Origin of the sequence: Mycobacterium sp. 3519A, from assembly GCF_900240945.1 — a bacterium.
Lineage (GTDB): Bacteria > Actinomycetota > Actinomycetes > Mycobacteriales > Mycobacteriaceae > Mycobacterium.
In genome coordinates this window covers 2,457,084-2,474,231 of sequence record NZ_OESG01000014.1, presented here as the reverse complement: position 1 = coordinate 2,474,231, position 17,148 = coordinate 2,457,084, and the positions used below count along the sequence as shown (strand labels likewise).

At 66.3% G+C, this 17,148-nt stretch carries 19 protein-coding genes; 11 read left to right on the top strand and 8 right to left on the bottom strand.

From position 1 onward, the window contains the following. Window positions 1–34 precede the first annotated feature (34 nt). Window positions 35–754, top strand: coding sequence for an HAD family acid phosphatase (locus tag C1A30_RS33210; protein ID WP_101952433.1), 720 nt, complete (start codon window positions 35–37; stop codon window positions 752–754). 20 nt (window positions 755–774) lie between these two features. On the opposite strand, the gene C1A30_RS33205 is transcribed toward C1A30_RS33210, so the two are convergent. After that, window positions 775–1,626, bottom strand: a complete 852-nt coding sequence (locus C1A30_RS33205; protein WP_101953066.1) for a class II glutamine amidotransferase — start codon at window positions 1,624–1,626, stop codon at window positions 775–777. Between the two features lie 22 nt (window positions 1,627–1,648). Between C1A30_RS33205 and C1A30_RS33200 the strand changes: the two genes are divergently transcribed. The 3 genes from C1A30_RS33200 (at window position 1,649) to C1A30_RS33190 (ending at window position 4,582) form a co-directional block, all read left to right on the top strand. Further along, window positions 1,649–2,692 (top strand): zinc-binding dehydrogenase, encoded by a 1,044-nt coding sequence (locus tag C1A30_RS33200; RefSeq protein WP_101952432.1) that lies wholly within the window; start codon window positions 1,649–1,651, stop codon window positions 2,690–2,692. Next, window positions 2,689–3,429 (top strand): SDR family NAD(P)-dependent oxidoreductase, encoded by a 741-nt coding sequence (locus C1A30_RS33195; protein ID WP_101952431.1) that lies wholly within the window; start codon window positions 2,689–2,691, stop codon window positions 3,427–3,429. The genes C1A30_RS33200 and C1A30_RS33195 overlap by 4 nt, the downstream gene beginning before the upstream one ends. A 106-nt stretch (window positions 3,430–3,535) precedes the next feature. Then, a complete protein-coding gene (locus tag C1A30_RS33190) occupies window positions 3,536–4,582 on the top strand; it encodes a cupin domain-containing protein (RefSeq protein WP_101952430.1) in 1,047 nt (348 codons plus the stop codon). Here C1A30_RS33190 and C1A30_RS33185 read toward each other — a convergent pair. Beyond that, window positions 4,579–5,628, bottom strand: coding sequence for a dihydrodipicolinate reductase (locus C1A30_RS33185; protein ID WP_101952429.1), 1,050 nt, complete (start codon window positions 5,626–5,628; stop codon window positions 4,579–4,581). The two genes, C1A30_RS33190 and C1A30_RS33185, sit on opposite strands and share 4 nt — an antisense overlap. Window positions 5,629–5,672: 44 nt before the next feature. Continuing rightward, window positions 5,673–6,536: a LysR family transcriptional regulator gene (locus tag C1A30_RS33180; RefSeq protein ID WP_101952428.1), complete on the bottom strand. Its 864-nt coding sequence runs from the start codon at window positions 6,534–6,536 to the stop codon at window positions 5,673–5,675. A gap of 108 nt (window positions 6,537–6,644) precedes the next feature. On the opposite strand from C1A30_RS33180, the gene C1A30_RS33175 reads away from it, so the two are divergent. The 6 genes from C1A30_RS33175 to C1A30_RS33150 all read left to right on the top strand — a co-directional run bounded on the left by C1A30_RS33175 (window position 6,645) and on the right by C1A30_RS33150 (window position 11,582). Next, window positions 6,645–7,355, top strand: coding sequence for an SDR family oxidoreductase (locus C1A30_RS33175; RefSeq protein WP_101952427.1), 711 nt, complete (start codon window positions 6,645–6,647; stop codon window positions 7,353–7,355). Continuing rightward, window positions 7,352–8,221 carry an MBL fold metallo-hydrolase gene (locus C1A30_RS33170; protein ID WP_101952426.1) on the top strand — a complete coding sequence of 290 codons (870 nt, stop codon included), beginning with the start codon at window positions 7,352–7,354 and terminating at the stop codon, window positions 8,219–8,221. Before C1A30_RS33175 ends, C1A30_RS33170 begins: the two co-directional genes overlap by 4 nt. A 51-nt stretch (window positions 8,222–8,272) precedes the next feature. After that, window positions 8,273–9,400 (top strand): BTAD domain-containing putative transcriptional regulator, encoded by a 1,128-nt coding sequence (locus tag C1A30_RS33165; RefSeq protein WP_101952425.1) that lies wholly within the window; start codon window positions 8,273–8,275, stop codon window positions 9,398–9,400. Between the two features lie 105 nt (window positions 9,401–9,505). Further along, a complete protein-coding gene (locus C1A30_RS33160; protein ID WP_101952424.1) occupies window positions 9,506–9,829 on the top strand; it encodes a DUF732 domain-containing protein in 324 nt (107 codons plus the stop codon). A gap of 164 nt (window positions 9,830–9,993) precedes the next feature. After that, a complete protein-coding gene (locus C1A30_RS33155; protein ID WP_101952423.1) occupies window positions 9,994–11,184 on the top strand; it encodes a lipid-transfer protein in 1,191 nt (396 codons plus the stop codon). A 92-nt stretch (window positions 11,185–11,276) separates the two neighbouring features. Continuing rightward, entirely contained in the window at window positions 11,277–11,582 is a 306-nt protein-coding gene (locus tag C1A30_RS33150; protein WP_101952422.1) for a hypothetical protein, read from the top strand. Here C1A30_RS33150 and C1A30_RS33145 read toward each other — a convergent pair. Both C1A30_RS33145 and C1A30_RS33140 read right to left on the bottom strand, forming a co-directional pair. Further along, window positions 11,539–12,462, bottom strand: a complete 924-nt coding sequence (locus C1A30_RS33145) for an SDR family oxidoreductase (protein ID WP_101952421.1) — start codon at window positions 12,460–12,462, stop codon at window positions 11,539–11,541. The two genes, C1A30_RS33150 and C1A30_RS33145, sit on opposite strands and share 44 nt — an antisense overlap. A 2-nt stretch (window positions 12,463–12,464) precedes the next feature. Beyond that, entirely contained in the window at window positions 12,465–13,193 is a 729-nt protein-coding gene (locus C1A30_RS33140; protein ID WP_101953065.1) for an SDR family oxidoreductase, read from the bottom strand. Window positions 13,194–13,336: 143 nt separating this feature from the next. Here C1A30_RS33140 and C1A30_RS33135 point away from each other — a divergent pair, with 143 nt between their 5' ends. Next, window positions 13,337–13,870 carry a TetR/AcrR family transcriptional regulator gene (locus C1A30_RS33135; protein ID WP_101953064.1) on the top strand — a complete coding sequence of 178 codons (534 nt, stop codon included), beginning with the start codon at window positions 13,337–13,339 and terminating at the stop codon, window positions 13,868–13,870. A gap of 50 nt (window positions 13,871–13,920) precedes the next feature. Here C1A30_RS33135 and C1A30_RS33130 read toward each other — a convergent pair whose 3' ends face one another. The 3 genes from C1A30_RS33130 to C1A30_RS33120 all read right to left on the bottom strand — a co-directional run bounded on the left by C1A30_RS33130 (window position 13,921) and on the right by C1A30_RS33120 (window position 17,009). Next, entirely contained in the window at window positions 13,921–14,232 is a 312-nt protein-coding gene (locus C1A30_RS33130) for a hypothetical protein (RefSeq protein WP_101952420.1), read from the bottom strand. Window positions 14,233–14,414: 182 nt separating this feature from the next. After that, on the bottom strand, window positions 14,415–15,782 hold the full coding sequence (locus C1A30_RS33125; protein WP_101952419.1) for a cation:dicarboxylate symporter family transporter: 1,368 nt from the start codon (window positions 15,780–15,782) through the stop codon (window positions 14,415–14,417). 258 nt (window positions 15,783–16,040) lie between these two features. After that, window positions 16,041–17,009: a restriction endonuclease gene (locus C1A30_RS33120; RefSeq protein ID WP_101952418.1), complete on the bottom strand. Its 969-nt coding sequence runs from the start codon at window positions 17,007–17,009 to the stop codon at window positions 16,041–16,043. Between the last annotated feature and the right edge of the window lie 139 nt (window positions 17,010–17,148).

Sequence of the window (17,148 nt, the reverse complement as noted above, 5' to 3'; positions counted from 1 at the left end):
AGCGAGTGTGCCAAACCGTCGCTAGGGTCCAGACATGCGCATCGTTGTTGCCCTGGTCGCAGGCGCGCTGATCGCGTTCGCGCCAGGCGCGCTCGCCGAGCCGCCTGCACCGCCCGCGCCGATCATCCCGCCGCCCGTACAGCCGGCGAACATCGGCGATCTGAAGTTCGCGGCGGTCGACTACTACAACAGCGGCGCCTATCTGACCGATCTGCAGATCGCGACCGCCCCCGCCGTCGAGTGGATCAACTCCGAAGCGCCGCGGGTGAACCGGCCCGCGGTCGTGTTCGACATCGACGAGACCGCGTTGTCGAATTGGGAAGCTTTGAAAGCCAACGACTTCGGGCGGATATTGGACGGGTCGTGTGACCGGTTACCGCAAGGCCCGTGTGGTCTGGTCGCCTGGGATCAGCGGGCGCAGGCGACGATCGTCCAGCCGACAATGGACGTCTACCGGGCCGCCAAGGACCGCGGCGCCGCCGTCTTCTTCATCACCGGCCGTGACGAGACTCAGCGCACGGCGACCGAGCGCAACCTGCACGCCGTCGGATATACCGACTACGCCGAGTTGATCATGGAACCGGCTGGCGCACACTATGTTTCGGCTGCCGACTTCAAGGCCCCGCAGCGCCAGCAGATCGAGCAGCGCGGCTTCACGATCGTCGCCAACATCGGCGACCAGCCATCGGACCTCGACGGCGGATTCTCCGAGCGGACCTTCCTGCTGCCGAACCCGTTCTACCGGATCCCCTGACCCGATCTCGGCGCGCGGGTTCACGCCGCCGGATGCTGGGACGCCGCGGCCTGCCCGGTCAGATCGTCGCGGCGCAACAGGTGTTCGGGCGGAGCGGGCAACGCGATGCGACGGTCGATCCGCAGATCCGCGTCGACGTGCACCAACTCGCCCGCCGCCAGCGGTTGCCAGTCGTCGTCGTCCATCGGCTCGCTGGCGAACAGCACCGAGGCGCTCAGCTCGTCGCAATGGGCGGTGATGCGGTCACTGCGCATCCGCAGCTTCCTGTCGTCGACGTCGCGGCGGTCGAGCAGGTACAACTCGTGGGTCTCCGGATAACGCAGCGCCCACATGTCGGTCGCGGTGCCAAGCAGGATGTTGACGGCGTAGATCGGCACGTTTGCCGCCAGCCAGCCGACCGCCTCGACCAGCCCGGCGCCCACGTCGCCTCGTCGACGGGCACACCCGGTGATCAAGGCGAAGATCCGCTCCGAATCGGTCTCCCCGCCCACCAGGTCGCTGACACCCAACTGGGCGAGCCGTGTCTCGATCACGTCCAGACCCTCGACCACCCCGTTGTGCGCGAAGATCCGACCGTCCTGCAGAAACGGATGTGTGTTGCGCACTTCCAATGCGGCGCTGGATGAGTAGCGCACATGCGCGATGAAGGTCGTCCCGGTCAATGCGTGTGCCTCGGTGGCGAACGCCGGATCCTGCCAGGCGGCGATCGGCTGCTTGTCGACCACCGGTTGGCCGTCGGGGCCGAAGACGCCAAGCCCGGTGCCGTCGGGGTTGCGCCTACTCTGCTCGACCAGATTGTCGGGCGCATCGAGCAGCCAGAACGTCGCGGTGGTGATTCTCTTGTCGGCATGAAGGCCGAACAGCCGGCACATCTTCCGATGGTAGCGTGACGGAATGGTCGACACGATGCGGGCCGAGCGATTCTATGCTGACTCGAAAACTGTTGTGGTAGAGGATGTTCCGATACCGGAGCCGGGTCCCGGCGAAGTGCTCGTCAAAGTCGCGTATTGCGGCATCTGCCATTCGGACCTCAGCCTGATCAACGGCACGTTCCCGGCCCAGCGATCCGTCGTGACGCAGGGCCACGAGGCGGCGGGCACCGTTGCCAAGCTGGGCGCGGGGGTGACCGGCTGGTCCGAGGGCGACCGGGTCGTCGTCGCCGCGGGCAGACCGTGCACGACGTGTCCGAACTGCCGACGCGGCGATATCGCCAACTGTCAGCGAATTCAGTTGATGGCGTTCGCATATGACGGCGCGTGGGCCGAGTACACCGTCGCACAGGCCGTCGGCCTGACCCGGGTTCCCGACAACGTTCCGCTCGAGCAGGCGGCCATCCTGGCCGACGCGGTGTCGACCCCGTTCGGCGCGGTGGTGCGCACCGGACAGGTGCGCATCGGCGAGTCTGTCGGCGTGTGGGGCGTCGGCGGTGTCGGCACGCACATCGTGCAACTGGCGCGGTTGGTCGGCGCGGCGCCGGTGATCGCCGTCGACATCAAGTCCGCGGTGTTGGACAGGGCGCTGGAACTGGGCGCCGACCACGCGCTGAGCGCCACCGATCCGAACCTGCGCGACAGGATCGCCGAGATCACCGGCGGCCGCCTGCTGAACGTGGCGTTCGACGCGGTCGGTCTCAAGTCGACGTTCGAGCAGGCGCTCGACTGCATCACCGTCGGCGGACGTCTGGTCGGCGTCGGGATGAGCGCCGAGGCGCCCAGCGTCGGCCCCACCAGCTTGTTCGGTCTCACCCAGAAGCAGGTGCTCGGCCACCTCGGCTATCAGAACGTCGACATCGAGACCTTGGCGACACTCGTCTCGCTGGGCCGACTCGACCTGTCGCGCTCGATCAGCGAGATCGTCTCACTCGAAGACGTGAGGGGCGGCATCGAGATGCTGGAGCGCCAGGACGGCAACCCGATCCGCATCCTGGTCAAACCGTGACGGAGTTGACGGGCCGCGTCGCGCTGCTGACCGGCGCCTCCGGCGGCATCGGCAGGGCCATCGCCCGCGGACTCGCCGACCACGGTGTGGATCTGGTGCTGGCCTACGGGCGCCACGGCGACGACGCCGAGGCGGCCGCCGACTATGCCCGCTGGTGTGGCAGGCGCGCCGTCGTCGCATCGGCCGATCTCGCCGATCCCACCGCGCCGACCCGGCTCGTCGAGCAGGCCAAAGCCGAATTCGGCTGCGTCGACATCCTGATCGCCAACGCCGGCACCGCCGACGTAAAGGGTTGGCACAACATCGATCTCGAGTCCTGGAACCGTACGCTCGCCGTCAACCTGACCGCACCGTTCCTGCTCGCCCAGCAGGTGTTGCCCGCGATGGTCGCCAACCGGTTCGGGCGGGTGCTGTTCATCTCGTCGGTGGCGGGTCTCAACGGCGGCGTGGTCGGCGCACACTACGCGGCGAGCAAGGCCGGGTTGCACGGCCTGATGCATCATCTGGCGCCGCGGGTGGCGGCCGACGGCGTCACCGTCAACGCGCTGGCGCCCGCCTTGATCGGCGACACCGGCATGTTCCCCGGCGACCCGCAGACGGCCGACGCCCCGATACCCATTCCCGTCGGCCGGGCGGGTCGGCCCTCGGAGGTGGCGGAAATGGCTATCGCGATGTTGCGCAACGGATACCTTACGAACAAGGTGGTCACGCTTGACGGCGGCATCCTGCCGCGCTGACCGCGGACTACCGGCTAGCCGGTAGCGCATTTTGGTTGCCAGCGGCGATGTTGCGCTGCGCGCTTGTGGGCGAAGGTTCTAGCCACACGAGCAAAGGAGCAACTTCATGACGCTATCCGTTGAGCGCAGCACTCATTCCGCGTCGCTGCTGAACGGCGAGATCGTCGAAGAGTCGGATCTCGGCGTGATTCAGCGCCTGACCGCCGACAACTTCCCGATACTCAACGGTTTGTCGATCAAGCGCGTGGTGATCAACCCCGGCGCCATGCGCACCCCGCACTGGCACGCCAATGCCAACGAACTCACCTACTGCGTCAGGGGCGACACGCTGGTCACCGTGCTCGACAGCGGAAGCCAGTTCGCCAGCTTCACCATCAGCGCGGGCGAGATGTTCCACGTCGACTCGGGTTCACTGCACCACATCGAGAACATCGGCACCGAACCCGCCGAGTTCATCATCACCTTCCGGCACGAACGCCCCCAGGATTTCGGTCTCGCAGGCGCATTCGGCGCGATGACAGATGCGGTGCTGGGCAACACGTATGACCTCGACGCGTCGGACTTCGCGGCGATCCGCCGTAACCTCGTCGACCGCGCGATCGCGGGCAGGACCGGCGACCCGGTGGTGCCGTCGACCGCCCATTTCAACGATCCGCACAAGTTCTCGGTGGAAGCCATGACGCCGCCGGTGCAGGCCGCGGTCGGCTCCGCGCGCACCGCACGCGTGCAGTTCTGGCCCGCCCTCAAAGACCTGTCGATGTACTCGCTGCGCATCCGCGAAGACGGTATGCGCGAGCCGCATTGGCACCCCGTCACCGCTGAAATGGGTTACGTGGAAAGCGGTTCGGCGCGGATGACGGTGATGGACCCGGACGGCACGCTGGACACCTGGCACCTCAACAAGGGCGACGTCTACTTCATCCCCCGCGCCTACCCACATCACATCGAGGTGTTCGACGCACCGGAGTGGCACTTCCTGATCTTCTTCGATCAGCCCTTCCCCGCCGACATCGGCTACCGCACGTCGATCAGCGCGTACTCGCGTGAGGTGCTGGCCGCCACGTTCAACACCCACATCGAGGACCTGCCGGACTTCCCGTTCACCAAGTCCGACCCGCTGATCGTCAACCGGCACAACCCGCTTGACCGCTAACGAAGCGTCGGGGCCGCCTTACCGCTGATCAGTGGCAAATCGAGGTAGGTGGCGATGCCCGGTGCGGCCGCGCACACCGCGGGAATCGAGTTCACGCAGTGCGCGGCCGTCCCGACCACGCCGTACTCGGGGCCTTCACCGCCGATCTCGGACTGAAAACCCTTGACGCTGACCGAGATATCCGGATTACCACGGACCTCGACTTCGTAGCGTTGGCCCTCGGGGCCGAAAGTCCATGCCGGATCCAGGTTTTCCTCACCCATCAGCCAGTTGACGGTGACGCGGACGACGGGCTCACCGTCGACGAGGGCCTCCCAGTGGAACTTGCGGCCCGCCACCTGACCCGGTTCGATGATGCCGATCGGCGAGTCGATCGGTTTGGTGGCCACCGCGATCTCCTGCGAGGAGCGGATCTTCGGGTCGGCGTTGAAGCCCACCTTGTCGACGCACATCCGCACCGATTGGATGAAGCCGCCGTCCAGCAGCTTCTGCATCGGCCCCGACAACGCCTTGTCCGGCACTTCACCGAAGCCCATCACATGGCGCACCACGTCCGGCGCTTCGTAGCTGCGCAGGTCGGAAAACTCTTCGGCGCGAACGAAAGTCACGCCCGTCGACATGATGGAGAACATCAGCGGAAACTTCTCGCTGATGCCGCCGGGCGCGATGCCGGTGCCGTGCAACGTGGCATTGCCTGCCAGCGCCGCCTCTCGCAGCGGTGCGCGCTGCCGGTCGCTGGGGTAAACCCAGCCGACCGGGGTCACCACGTTCTTGCCCGACCGCAGCAGCGCGGCCACCTCGTCGGGGTTCGGCAGCAGCGGGGCGTACACCACGGCGTCGGCGTCGAGGGCCACGATCTCGTCGACGCTGTTGGTGGCGGTGACGCCCAGCGGTTCGGTGCCGATGATGTCGCCGACGTCCTTGCCCGCCTTGCGTTCCGAGTGCACCCAGCAGCCGACGAGTTCGAGGTCCGGATGCTCGAGCACCCCCTTGATGGCGGCGACGCCGACGCCTCCTGTTGCCCACTGCACGACGCGCAGACCCATCTCTTCTCCCTTCGAAGCGGCAGAACTAGAACACGTTCTACCACTCAGCGGAGATCCAGCGCGGCGATCTGCTCGAGGAAGGCGCGCGCGGGCGGGGACGCGCTGGCGGATACCGCGACCCCCAACCGCCGCACGGTCGTCGGTGTCAGCGGACGCGCGACCACGCCGTCCGGCAGCTTGGGCATGCCGGCGCTGGGCAGGATGCTGACCCCGAGCCCCGCATTGACGATCTCCAGCACCGCCGACATCTCGCGGGCTTCGAACGCCACGTCGAACTCGACGCCCATCCGCCGGGCCACCGGCGTGAACACCTCGGTGCATCCACCGGTCGACTTGATGAACGGCTCCTTGGCCAACTCCGCATAGCTGACCTCGGCCCAGTCGGCCAGTCGGTTGCCCGCAGGCACCACCGCGACCATGTCCTGGTCGCCGAGGACCGCGGCGGCCAGGCCCTTGATCGGTAGCGACACCACACCGGCCTCCGCGGCACCCTGGTCCAGCCAGTCACGCACCTCCTGCTCGCTCCCTTCGAGCAGACGGACGGTGACCGCCGGATGCCGTTGAGTGAATGTCTGCAATTGCGGCGCGACGAGCGTCCCGGTGACACTCGGCAGGCTCGCCAGGCTCAGCGTCCCGGTGATCTGACCCGACAGCGCAACGACTTCCGTGCGCATCGCCGTCAGGTGCCGCACCGCCGCACGCGCGTGTGCCAACGCGAGGGAGCCGGCCTCGGTCAGCGCGATCCCGTCGCGGCGTCGGATAAGGAGCGCGACGCCCAACTCCTTCTCGAGCGTCGAGACGGCCCGGCTGACCGCGGGTTGGGACAGCCCCAACTGGTGACTGGCAGCGGTGAAGCCGCCTTCGTCGACGACCGCCACAAAAGCTTTCAACTGCAACAGAGTCGACATAGGTCCTCCTGGCATGCGCCCAACGCCATACCTCTATATCAACTCCGATATGCAAATTAGTCCCGGCAGGGCGTTGTTGTAATGAGCAACCACGCAACAGGAGGACGCATGTCATCACGACGAGTACTGATCACCGGCGCATCGAAGGGCATCGGGCGGGCCGTCGCCGACCGGTTGGCAGCGGCAGGACACACCCCGATCGGGCTCGCCCGCCCCGCGCCCGCCGAGTTTCCCGGCGAGTTCTACGAGGCCGACCTGACCGACCGGGCGGCGACCGCCGAGGTGCTTGATCGCATCGTGGCAGGCGGCAGGGTCGACGGGGTGGTCAACAACGCAGGCGCCGTCCGGTTCGGCAGGATCGGCTCGATCGACCTCGACGACCTGTTCACCACCTACGACCTGAACGTGCGCGCCGCCGTTCAGGTGGTGCAGGCGGTGCTGCCGGGGATGCTGGCCAACGGGTGGGGCCGCATCGTCAACGTCAGCAGCCTGACCACGCTCGGCACGCAGGAACGCACCCCGTACGCCGCGTCGAAGGCGGCACTGGAAGCGGCAACCCGGATCTGGGCGCACGAACTCGCGCACACCGGTGTCACGGTCAACGCCGTCGCGCCGGGACCCGTCGAGACCGAGTTGTTCCGCGAGCGCACCCCCGCCGGATCAGAGAAAGAGGCCCAGTTCCTGGCAGCGATCCCGGTCGGCAGGGTCGGCACACCACGCGAGATCGCCCACGCTATCTGCGCGCTGCTCGACGAGGACGCGGGCTACATCACTGGACAGATCGTTCGGGCCGACGGCGGCGGAAGCATCGCCGCATGACCTCAGTCGGTCGGCTTGACGATCCAGCGGCGGTGCGGTCGTTGACGTTTGACGACGTGGTCGCCACCTACGTCGTGGACGGCGTGATCAGGATGCCGCCCGCCAAGTTCTTTCCCGACATCCCGAGCGAGCACTTCTCGACGCAGGAGCTGGTGATGTCCGCAGGCGGCCTGCTGGTCGAACGCGGTGACACCAAACTGTTGATCGACACCGGAGTGGGCAGCAGCACAACCGATTTCGCGTTCGGCACCATCGACTGCGGTTCACTGCTCGACGTGCTCGACACGCTCGGCCGTCGGCCCGAGGACATCGACGTGGTGGCGTTCACCCATCTGCATTTCGACCATGCGGGCTGGGCTTACGCGGGTGGCCACAAGACCTTTCCGAACGCCCGCTACGTGCTGGCCGCCCAGGAGTGGGCACCGTACGACGGTGGCACGCCCCACGAGGGTGCTGCGGCGCCGCAGCGCCTCATCACGCAGTTGCGCGCCGACCGCGAGGGAATCGAGCGGATCAACGACGGCGACGAGGTGGTCGCGGGAGTGCGCGCCATCGTCACCCCGGGGCACACTCCTGGTCATACGTCGTACGTGGTCACGTCGAGTGTGGGCCGACGGCTGGTCGTGTTCGGCGACGTCTTCCACCTGACCGCCCAGTTCGTGCACCCCGAATGGATGTCGGCCGCTGAATGGAATGCGACCGAGGTCGTCACCGCGCGGCGCCGACTGCTCGCCGAACTGACCGCACCCGACACGCTGGGCTTCGGCTTCCATTTCGGCGATCAGCCATTCGGCCGGGTGGCTGCGGACGGCAGTTGGGCGCCGGTGCCCACGGCGGTGCTCGCCCCGCCGCCGCGCCGAATGTGAATTGCCGCAAATTCGGCCCTGGTCATCCGCAGTTCGCGATAAGAACTGCGGATGACCGACAACAAGATCGGGTTCGGTGTGCTGGGCCCACTGCAGGTCACCGTCGACGGCGTGCCCGTGGCGCTGGGCACTCCGAAACAGCGCGCGGTGCTGGCGATGCTGGTGATGAACCGCAACCGGCCGGTCGCGATCGACTCGCTGATCACCGCGGCGTGGGAACAGTGGCCGCCGTCGGAGGCGCGGGCCAGTCTGCACTCCTACATCTCGAACCTGCGCAGGGTGCTCGGCGACGCACGGTCGATGTTGGAGAACGCGCCGCCGGGATACCGGTTGACGGCGGCCGACAGCGCCTGTGACATCGGCCGGTTCGTCATCGAGAAGACCGCGGGCGTGCAGGCCGCCGCCGCGGGACGGTTCGAGGAGGCCAGCCGGCATCTGACGGCCGCGCTGGCGGAGTGGCGCGGCGCGGTGCTGGAGGATCTGCGCGACTTCCAGTTCGTCGACGCGTTCGCCACCGCGCTGACCGAGGACAAGGTGGTCGCCCACACCGCCCGCGCGGAAGCCGAAATCGCTTGCGGCCGTGGCTATGCCGTCATCGGTGAACTGGAATCGCTGACCGCCGAGCATCCGTACCGCGAGCCGCTGTGGGCGCAACTGATCACCGCCTACTATCTGGCCGAGCGGCAGTCGGAGGCGCTCGACGCGTATCAGCGGTTGAAGACCACACTCGCCGATGATCTGGGCATCGACCCAGGGCCGACGGTGCGCGCCCTGCACGAACGCATCCTGCGTCAGGAACCGCTCGACGCGAAGAAGGCCGCCAAGACCACCGCCGCGCACACCGTCCACGACATCAAACTGCGCACCGAGGTCAACGCGTCGCGCGCGCAGGCCAGTTTGCGGGCGGCAGACGGGCGGGTCTATCCGCTGCTGGCCGCCGCCACCCGCATCGGCCGACTCCCCGACAACGACATCGTGCTCGCCGACGCCAACGTCAGCCGCCACCACGCCGTCATCATCGACACCGGCACGAGTTTCGTGATCACCGACTTGCGTTCGGCGAACGGGGTGGACGTCGGCGACGAGCGCATCCGCGGCACCGCCACGCTCGCCGACGGCGACCGGGTGCGCATCTGCGCCCACGAGTTCACCTTCGAGATCGCGCCGCCCGAAGCGTAGGACCACAGGCCGCAAGAATCCACCAAGAATCCGCCAAGGGCGCTGTCCGACGCTGATGTCAGCCCGGAGACAACCGGACCGAAACGACATCACGGAGGAGCCCCCATGTTCGCCACTTGGTTCGCAGGCCCCGCCGTCGCGGCCGCGTTCGGACTCGCCGTGGCCACCGCGGGCACCGCAGGCGCGGTCAGTTCGACGGACAACACCTTCCTGACCGAGATCAGTGCCGAGGGCATCTCCTATGACAGCCCGAAGGCCGCCATCGGAAACGCCCACTCTGTGTGCGAGGCGCTCGACGACGGTGCCGATCCCTTTTACATCGGCCGCGACATCCTGGCCAACACCGACCTGAGCACCCACCAGGCGGCGGTGTTCGTGGTCACCGCGGTGGACACCTACTGCCCCGAGTACACGGGTTACTTCGAATAGCCCCCTCCCCTGCGGGGGCCCCGCTGCGGCGGCGGGGCCCCGCACCCTTGTCGGCGCCGAAACGGCATTCCGGCATGCCATTACTCGCACTTTCCGTGCACCGTTGCAGCCTCGGCGGATAGCGCATCTAGACAGTTCGCCCGCGGTGTGTTTCTGTCGATGGCATGCCAAACAAAGTTTTCGTCGTCGGTGTGGGGATGACGAAGTTCGAAAAGCCGGGCCGCCGCGAGGGTTGGGACTACCCCGACATGGCGCGGGAATCCGGCACCAACGCATTGGACGACGCGGGCATCGACTTCTCCGAAGTCGAACAGGGCTTCGTCGGATACGTCGCCGGTGACTCGACCTCCGGTAACCGCGCGCTGTACGAACTCGGCATGACCGGCATCCCGATCGCCAACGTCAACAACAACTGCTCGACGGGCTCGACCGCGTTGTTCCTTGCGGCGCAGACGATCCGTGGCGGGCTGGCCGACTGCGCGATCGCACTGGGCTTCGAGAAGATGCAACCAGGCCCACTGCAGGGCGGCGCCGAGGACCGCGAGTCGCCGATGGGTAGGCACGTCAAGGCGATGGCCGAGATCGACGAGTTCGCGTTCCCCGTCGCGCCGTGGATGTTCGGCGCGGCCGGCCGCGAGCACATGCGTCAATACGGCACCACCGCAGAGCATTTCGCGAAGATCGGGTTTAAGAACCACAAGCATTCGGTGAACAACCCGTACGCGCAGTTCCAGGAGGAGTATTCGCTCGACGACATCCTGGCGGCGAAGATGATTTCCGACCCGCTGACCAAGCTGCAGTGCTCACCGACGTCGGACGGCTCAGGCGCGGCGATCGTCGCCAGCGAGGCGTTCGTCGACAAGCACGGCCTGGCAAGCCAGGCGGTGGAGATCGTCGGGCAGGCGATGACGACCGATTTCCAGTCCACCTTCGACGGTAGCGCCAAGAACCTGATCGGCTACGACATGAATGTGCAAGCCGCGCAAAAGGTTTACGAGCAGTCCGGCCTCGGGCCGAGCGACTTCCAGGTGATCGAGCTGCACGACTGCTTCTCGGCCAACGAATTGCTGCTGTACGAGGCGCTCGGGCTGTGCGGCGAAGGCGAGGCTCCGAAGCTGATCGACAACAACGACACCACCTACGGCGGCCGCTGGGTGGTCAATCCCTCCGGTGGGCTCATCTCGAAGGGCCACCCGCTCGGGGCGACCGGCCTTGCGCAGTGCGCCGAGTTGACGTGGCAGTTGCGCGGCACCGCCGACAAACGTCAGGTGGACAACGTCACCGCCGCGCTGCAGCACAACATCGGCCTCGGCGGGGCCGCGGTGGTGACGGCCTACCAGCGCGCGCAGCGCTGACATTCCCCCGCGCGAGCAGACGCAAAATCGCACTGTTCGACGCGAATTTGTGCGACTTTGCGTCTGCTCGGCAGAGGGAGGACCATAGGACCATGCGGACCAGGTTGATGCTCGCGGTCGTGGGTGTGTGTGGGGCGATCGTTGCGCCGGCGGGTGTCGCGTCCGCCGAAGAGACCGCGCAAGAAGTGATCAACAGGCTGCAGAGCGAGGGCTACACGGTCAACATCGACAAGATCGGCACCGGGTCGATGGACCAGTGTGTGGTGACCAACGTCAGGAATCCGCAGCAGGTCAAGCAGTGGCTGCCCTACTCCGGGCCGGGTCGGGACGGCGATCGCGTGCTCGTCCAGGTGGTCACCAGCCAGTCGATCTCGGTGACGCTGAACTGCTCACAGTGAGCAGATCCGGCATCCCGATCCGCTGAAAAAACACCTCACGCACCCGGTCGCCGACCCGGAACACCTCCTCGGCGCCGTCGTCCGCCGGGTCGACGTACACCCGGAACGGCCGCGAACCCTTCGGTGTATCAACGACTTTCACGATCTGCCTGGCCACCTCGACCGGGTCGGCATCGTCGGGTGCCAGCTCGGCCAGCCTCTTGCCGACCTCATCCATCAGCCCGGCGTACTCGGCTTCGTAGGCGGACGCGATGTACCGGTCGGCGGGGGATCCCGCGTTGGCGAAGTGATTGGTGCCCGACGTGAACGCCCCGGGCACAACGATCGTCGTCTCGACCCCGAACCGGGTCAGCTCCGCGGCGTAACTGACCGCCAGCGCGTCCTCGGCCGCCTTGGCCGCGAAGTACGGTCCGAGGTACGGCGGCGTGCCACCGCGCGAGCTCGACGAGCCGACCCACACCACAAGGCCGTCGCGCCGGGCTCGCATGGCAGGCAACACCGCCCGGTTGACGCGTTGGGTGGACAACACGTTGATGTCGTAGACGTCGGCGACCTGCTCAGGTGTGAACGCCTCCGTCGGGCCGAACACCATATGCCCGGCGTTGTGCACGACGACGTCGACGCGGCACACCTCGGCGAGCACCGCCGCCACCGCGCCGTCGACCGACGATTGGTCAGCCACGTCCATCTCGATCGGCCGCAGCGTCACGCCGTGCTCGTCGGCGTAACGCCTGGCCGCCGCCGCGGCCTGTGCGTTCCGGCCTGCGATGTCCCGCATCCCCGCGTAGACGAGGTGTTTCGCGTCGGCAAGGGCGCGGACCGTCATCGCACCGAATCCGCTCGAGGCGCCGGTGACGAGAACGACTTTCGGTGTGCTCATGGTCATATCACTCCTCCGTTCACATAGATGATTTGTCCGTTCACCCAGCGGGCCGGGCCGGCCAGGAAGGCGACGGCCTCGGCGATATCGGCGGGCTCACCGAGGCGCTCGAGCGGGGAGGCCGCCGCGGCGCGCTCGATCACCTCTTGCGACTTGCCCTCGAAATACAGCGGGGTGGCGGTGGGTCCGGGTGCGACGGCGTTGACGGTCACGTCGCGGCCCCGCATCTCCTTGGCGAGGATCAGCGTCATCGCGTCGACGGCGCCCTTGGTGGCGGCGTAGCCGGTGTAGCCCGGCACGGCGAGCTTGGTGACCGAAGTGGAGAAGTTGATGATGGCGCCGCCCTCGCGGACCCGCCGCGCGGCCTGTTGGCTCACCACAAATGTGCCGCGCACGTTGGTGCGGTGCATGCGGTCGAAGTCGTCGAGATCCAGTTCGGCCAACGGCGAGAGCAGCATGATGCCCGCGGTGTTGACCACCACGTCGACGCCGCCGAACTCGGCCTCGACCCGGTCGAACAGCGCGGCGACCTCCGCTTCCTCGGCGACGTCCGCGCCGACGACGATGGCGTGGCCTCCTGCCGCGGTGATCTCGTCGGCGACGGCCTGGGCCCGGTCGCGGTTGCCTGCGTAGTGCACTGCCACGGCCATCCCCGCCGCGGCCAGTCCGACCGCGACAGCATGACCGATGCCGCCTGAGGCGCCGGTGACGATGGCAACACGGTCGATCATTTCGGTCTCCTTGGTTGTGTACGTTGCGTCCATATCGGACAGCAAGTGTACGATTCGTCCATATATTCCCGGAGGAGTTGCCCTTGACCGGACCACAGCGTCGCGGGCGCGGTCGTCGGCCCGCGGCAGAAGTGCGCGCGCAGATCCTGGACGCCGCGGCTGTGCTGCTGTTCGACGAGGGAATGGCGGGCTTGACCATCGAGAAGGTCGCCAAGCTCTCCGGTGCCAGCAAGATGACCATCTACAAGTGGTGGCCGTCCAAGGGAGCCCTGGCGCTCGACGGCTACTTTCACCGGGTCGACCCGCAACTCGAATTCCCGGACACCGGCGACGTCGAGGCCGACCTGCGGGCGCAACTGCACACTTTTCTCGGCGTCATCCGCGACAGCCCCGCGGGCCGGGTGATCGGCGAGTTGATCGGCCAGGCGCAATCGGATCCGGAGCTGAAAGCGGCTTATCTACAACGCTATTCGGGGCCGCGGCGGGAAAAAGCCGTGGCGGCCATGGAAACAGCCAAGAGCCGCGGCCAGCTGCGCGCCACCCTGGATCCGGAGACGGTCGTGGATCAACTGTGGGGCGCCTGCTATCACCGACTGCTGCTTCCCGATCAACCGCTGACCGACGAATTCGTTGATGCATTGGTGGACAACCTCTTTCACGGTATCGCCGGACGGTAGGCGGCCGAAGAAAACCCGGCCGGAGCCTTCCAAGCCGGGTCTTCATCGGGTCAGCGCGCCGAGCAGTCCAGTGAAACCGTGACGGTGCGGTCGACGATCACGGGGACGACGCCGTCGCGATCGCGATCACCCAGCACTGGCACGAATTCCGTTCGGTTCCTTGGGTTCCGCACGTTGGTGACCACACATTGCGACAGCGGCGCGCTGCCGATGCGGTCGACCTTCACGTCGAACCCCTGGGCCTCGAGTTGGCCGATAGTGACCACTGCGGATTCCGCCGCTTTCGCGAAACCTGCAGGCGCAAGGATCAATCCGCAGGCCGCTGTGGCCATGGCGATGAGTGTGAGCAAGATGGCACGCATTGCGAGCCTCCGTTCTGTCCGTTGGGGTCGGTGTCAGCCGGTTCAACGGGGGGAGGTCGCAGGGGGTTCAAAGGAATTTCAGAAAGTTTCCTGACACCGCCGAAACTGCGGGCAGATGGCGTTTTCGAGACAGCAGAAGGGCCCGGCCGGAGGGGCGCGGCCGGGCCCTTCTTTCGCACGCCCTACACCGGCACAGGGATTCGCTCCTGCGTCGGCTCTTCGGCGTGCGGCGCGCGATCGTCGTCAACCATGGTGAGTTCGTCGAACGGGTCGGATCCACCCAGCACGGCGTTCACCTTGTCGCGGTCGATCGTCTTGGTCCAGGCACCCACCAGCACCGTCGCAACCGCGTTACCCGAGAAGTTCGTCACCGCGCGCGCTTCCGACATGAACCGGTCGATGCCGACGATCAGGCCGACGCCGTCGAGCAGGTCCGGGCGGTGGCTCTGCAGGCCGCCTGCCAGCGTGGCCAGCCCCGCTCCGGTGACACCGGCGGCGCCCTTGGACGCGACGATCATGAAGACCAGCAGGCCGATCTGCTGTCCGACGGACAGCGGTGCGCCCAGCGCGTCGGCGATGAACAGCGACGCCATGGTCAGGTAGATGGCGGTGCCGTCCAGGTTGAACGAGTAGCCGGTCGGCACCACGACACCGACGGTGCTGCGGTCGACGCCGAGGTGCTCCATCTTCGCGATCAGCCGCGGCAGCGCCGACTCCGACGACGAGGTCGAGAAGATCAGCAGGTACTCACGGGCCAGGTAGCGCACCAGCTTGAAGATCGAGACGCCGGACACCACCCGCAGCAGCACACCGAGCACGCCGAAGACGAACAGCACGCAGGTGACGTAGAAGCCGAGCATCAGCGTCAGCAACTGGGTCACCGCGGTCCACCCGGTCTGGCCGACGACGTTGGCGATCGCGCCGAACGCGCCGATCGGGGCCAGCCACAGGATCATCACCAGCACCTTGAAGACCAGCTTCTGCAGATACTCGATGCCGCGCAGGATCGGCTCACCGGTGCGGCCCATCGCCTGCAGCGCGAAACCGACGAGCAGCGCGACGAACAGCGCCTGCAGCACGCTGCCTGCGGTCAGCGACGAGAACAGGGTCTCCGGGATGATGCCCTGCACGAAGTCCATCAGGCCGCCGGCCTCGTGTGCCTTCTCGGCGAGTTCGGCGCCCTTGCCCGCGGCGCTGTCGGTCAGGTGCATACCGCTGCCGGGGTGGATCAGGTTGCCGACCACCAGGCCGATCGCCAGCGCGAACGTCGACATCACCAGGAAGTAGACGAACGCCAGCCCGCCGACCTTGCCGACGGTGGCGGCTTTGCGTACCGAACCGATGCCGAGCACGATCGTGCAGAAGATGACCGGCGCGATCATCATCTTGATCAGGTTGACGAACATGGTGCCGAGCACGCCGACGCTCTTGCCGACCTCGGGGGCCACCAAACCCACGACGATGCCTGCCAGTACCGCGACGATGACGGCGATGTAGAGCCAGTGGGTGCGGTCGCGGCGGCGCGGCGGACTGTCCAAACTCGTGGTCACGTTCGATCCTCCAAGCAGTTCCGAAAAGTGGTCTGCAAGGACTCTCGGCCAGAGGGTGAGCCAGGTCACGTTTTAGTTCATTAAGTTCGACCGCTTTGCGGCCGGAGCCCGTGAATGTCGTAAAGCCCACTGTGTTCGGCTGACACAAGTCGGTCGACTACCTCGGTGTGCAGATTGTCTGTAATCATTTCGGGCGAACGGTAACCGTCTCCGACGGCACGGCGATGACAACCCTCAACGGGAGTCGTGGCGGCGGCGTCACCGGGTGTCCTCACCGCGGAAGGTGCGGGCATCCGGCCGTAACGTGGCGCGCGGGCCGTCCAGGCGGACACGGAACTCGAGTCTGCCGTCGGGAGTCTTTGTGTAGACCAATTGCACGGTGGCGTCGTGGCCCAAGCTGGCTGAGCCTGCGGAGAAATCGGTGCCGTCATACTCACCGTGCGTGAGAGGCACATCCGCCACGGTTCGTTTGGCCTCGAAAGTCACGACAACATTGGCGACCTCGAACAGTTCCTCTTCGCCCGTCGCGTGCGAGACCCCTTTCAAATACACCTTCTGGCCTTCCAATCTCGGCTCGGGCCCATCACCAGTTCCGATGTATTTCACCTTGCCGCCGTGCAGCTCGCCTTCGCGGAAGCCCTCCTGCCACTTGTCGTGATTCCCTAAGTGCTTCTGCACAATGTGATTTACGAGATCTACGAGCAGGGCGGCTTCTGAGCCGTCCGCATACAACAGTGGAACGTTGCCAGGCAACTCTTGCTGCTGCGTCACACCGTCACGCGTGATTACTACTTCTGCCTTCTGTACAAGGGTGACCCAATGCCAATATTCCGTGCTCGTAGCATTGTTGACAACTTTCCTAACAAACTCGGGCGTGGCCTCTCCGGGTGTGATCGTCTTGATCCCATAACTCGCCGCAACCTGCTCGGCTGGTGTAGTGAACCCGTGAGCTGATACGAGGACGCCGACATTTACACCTAGCCGCTCAAACTTGGTTCGCGCCTCCTCAACCCAACGGACGTCAGATACGTCCTTTCTGTCACGACACTCGATGCCGACCACAACGCGGTGGCCGGCGACCTCTTGAATCGCTACTACGTCAACCTCGCGCGGCACCCCACTCACAGGGTCGGGTGTCATCCACGATTCGGTCACCTCTGCCCCTTCACCCATGGCCCACGTAAGCAAGGCGATAAGCCGTTGGAACTCGTTCGTCTGCGCTGACACCGCTTCACCCCCGCACCACAGCAGCTAACTAAGCCACAGTTTACTCGGGTTGTGCGACAGGATATAGCTGCTTGCATAGCAAACCGTACAAATGTGAGCCTGGACTGCGCGGCCCGACATGATTGCGTGCTTAAGGTGT

Bases quoted from the DNA above. Each gene is read 5' to 3' on its own strand.
- C1A30_RS33210 (WP_101952433.1), top strand. From the start codon at position 35: ATGCGCATCGTTGTTGCCCTGGTCGCAGGCGCGCTGATCGCGTTCGCG.
- C1A30_RS33205 (WP_101953066.1), bottom strand. From the start codon at position 1,626: ATGTGCCGGCTGTTCGGCCTTCATGCCGACAAGAGAATCACCACCGCG.
- C1A30_RS33200 (WP_101952432.1), top strand. From the start codon at position 1,649: ATGGTCGACACGATGCGGGCCGAGCGATTCTATGCTGACTCGAAAACT.
- C1A30_RS33190 (WP_101952430.1), top strand. From the start codon at position 3,536: ATGACGCTATCCGTTGAGCGCAGCACTCATTCCGCGTCGCTGCTGAAC.
- C1A30_RS33185 (WP_101952429.1), bottom strand. From the start codon at position 5,628: ATGGGTCTGCGCGTCGTGCAGTGGGCAACAGGAGGCGTCGGCGTCGCC.
- C1A30_RS33180 (WP_101952428.1), bottom strand. From the start codon at position 6,536: ATGTCGACTCTGTTGCAGTTGAAAGCTTTTGTGGCGGTCGTCGACGAA.
- C1A30_RS33175 (WP_101952427.1), top strand. From the start codon at position 6,645: ATGTCATCACGACGAGTACTGATCACCGGCGCATCGAAGGGCATCGGG.
- C1A30_RS33170 (WP_101952426.1), top strand. From the start codon at position 7,352: ATGACCTCAGTCGGTCGGCTTGACGATCCAGCGGCGGTGCGGTCGTTG.
- C1A30_RS33165 (WP_101952425.1), top strand. From the start codon at position 8,273: ATGACCGACAACAAGATCGGGTTCGGTGTGCTGGGCCCACTGCAGGTC.
- C1A30_RS33160 (WP_101952424.1), top strand. From the start codon at position 9,506: ATGTTCGCCACTTGGTTCGCAGGCCCCGCCGTCGCGGCCGCGTTCGGA.
- C1A30_RS33155 (WP_101952423.1), top strand. From the start codon at position 9,994: ATGCCAAACAAAGTTTTCGTCGTCGGTGTGGGGATGACGAAGTTCGAA.
- C1A30_RS33150 (WP_101952422.1), top strand. From the start codon at position 11,277: ATGCGGACCAGGTTGATGCTCGCGGTCGTGGGTGTGTGTGGGGCGATC.
- C1A30_RS33145 (WP_101952421.1), bottom strand. From the start codon at position 12,462: ATGAGCACACCGAAAGTCGTTCTCGTCACCGGCGCCTCGAGCGGATTC.
- C1A30_RS33140 (WP_101953065.1), bottom strand. From the start codon at position 13,193: ATGATCGACCGTGTTGCCATCGTCACCGGCGCCTCAGGCGGCATCGGT.
- C1A30_RS33130 (WP_101952420.1), bottom strand. From the start codon at position 14,232: ATGCGTGCCATCTTGCTCACACTCATCGCCATGGCCACAGCGGCCTGC.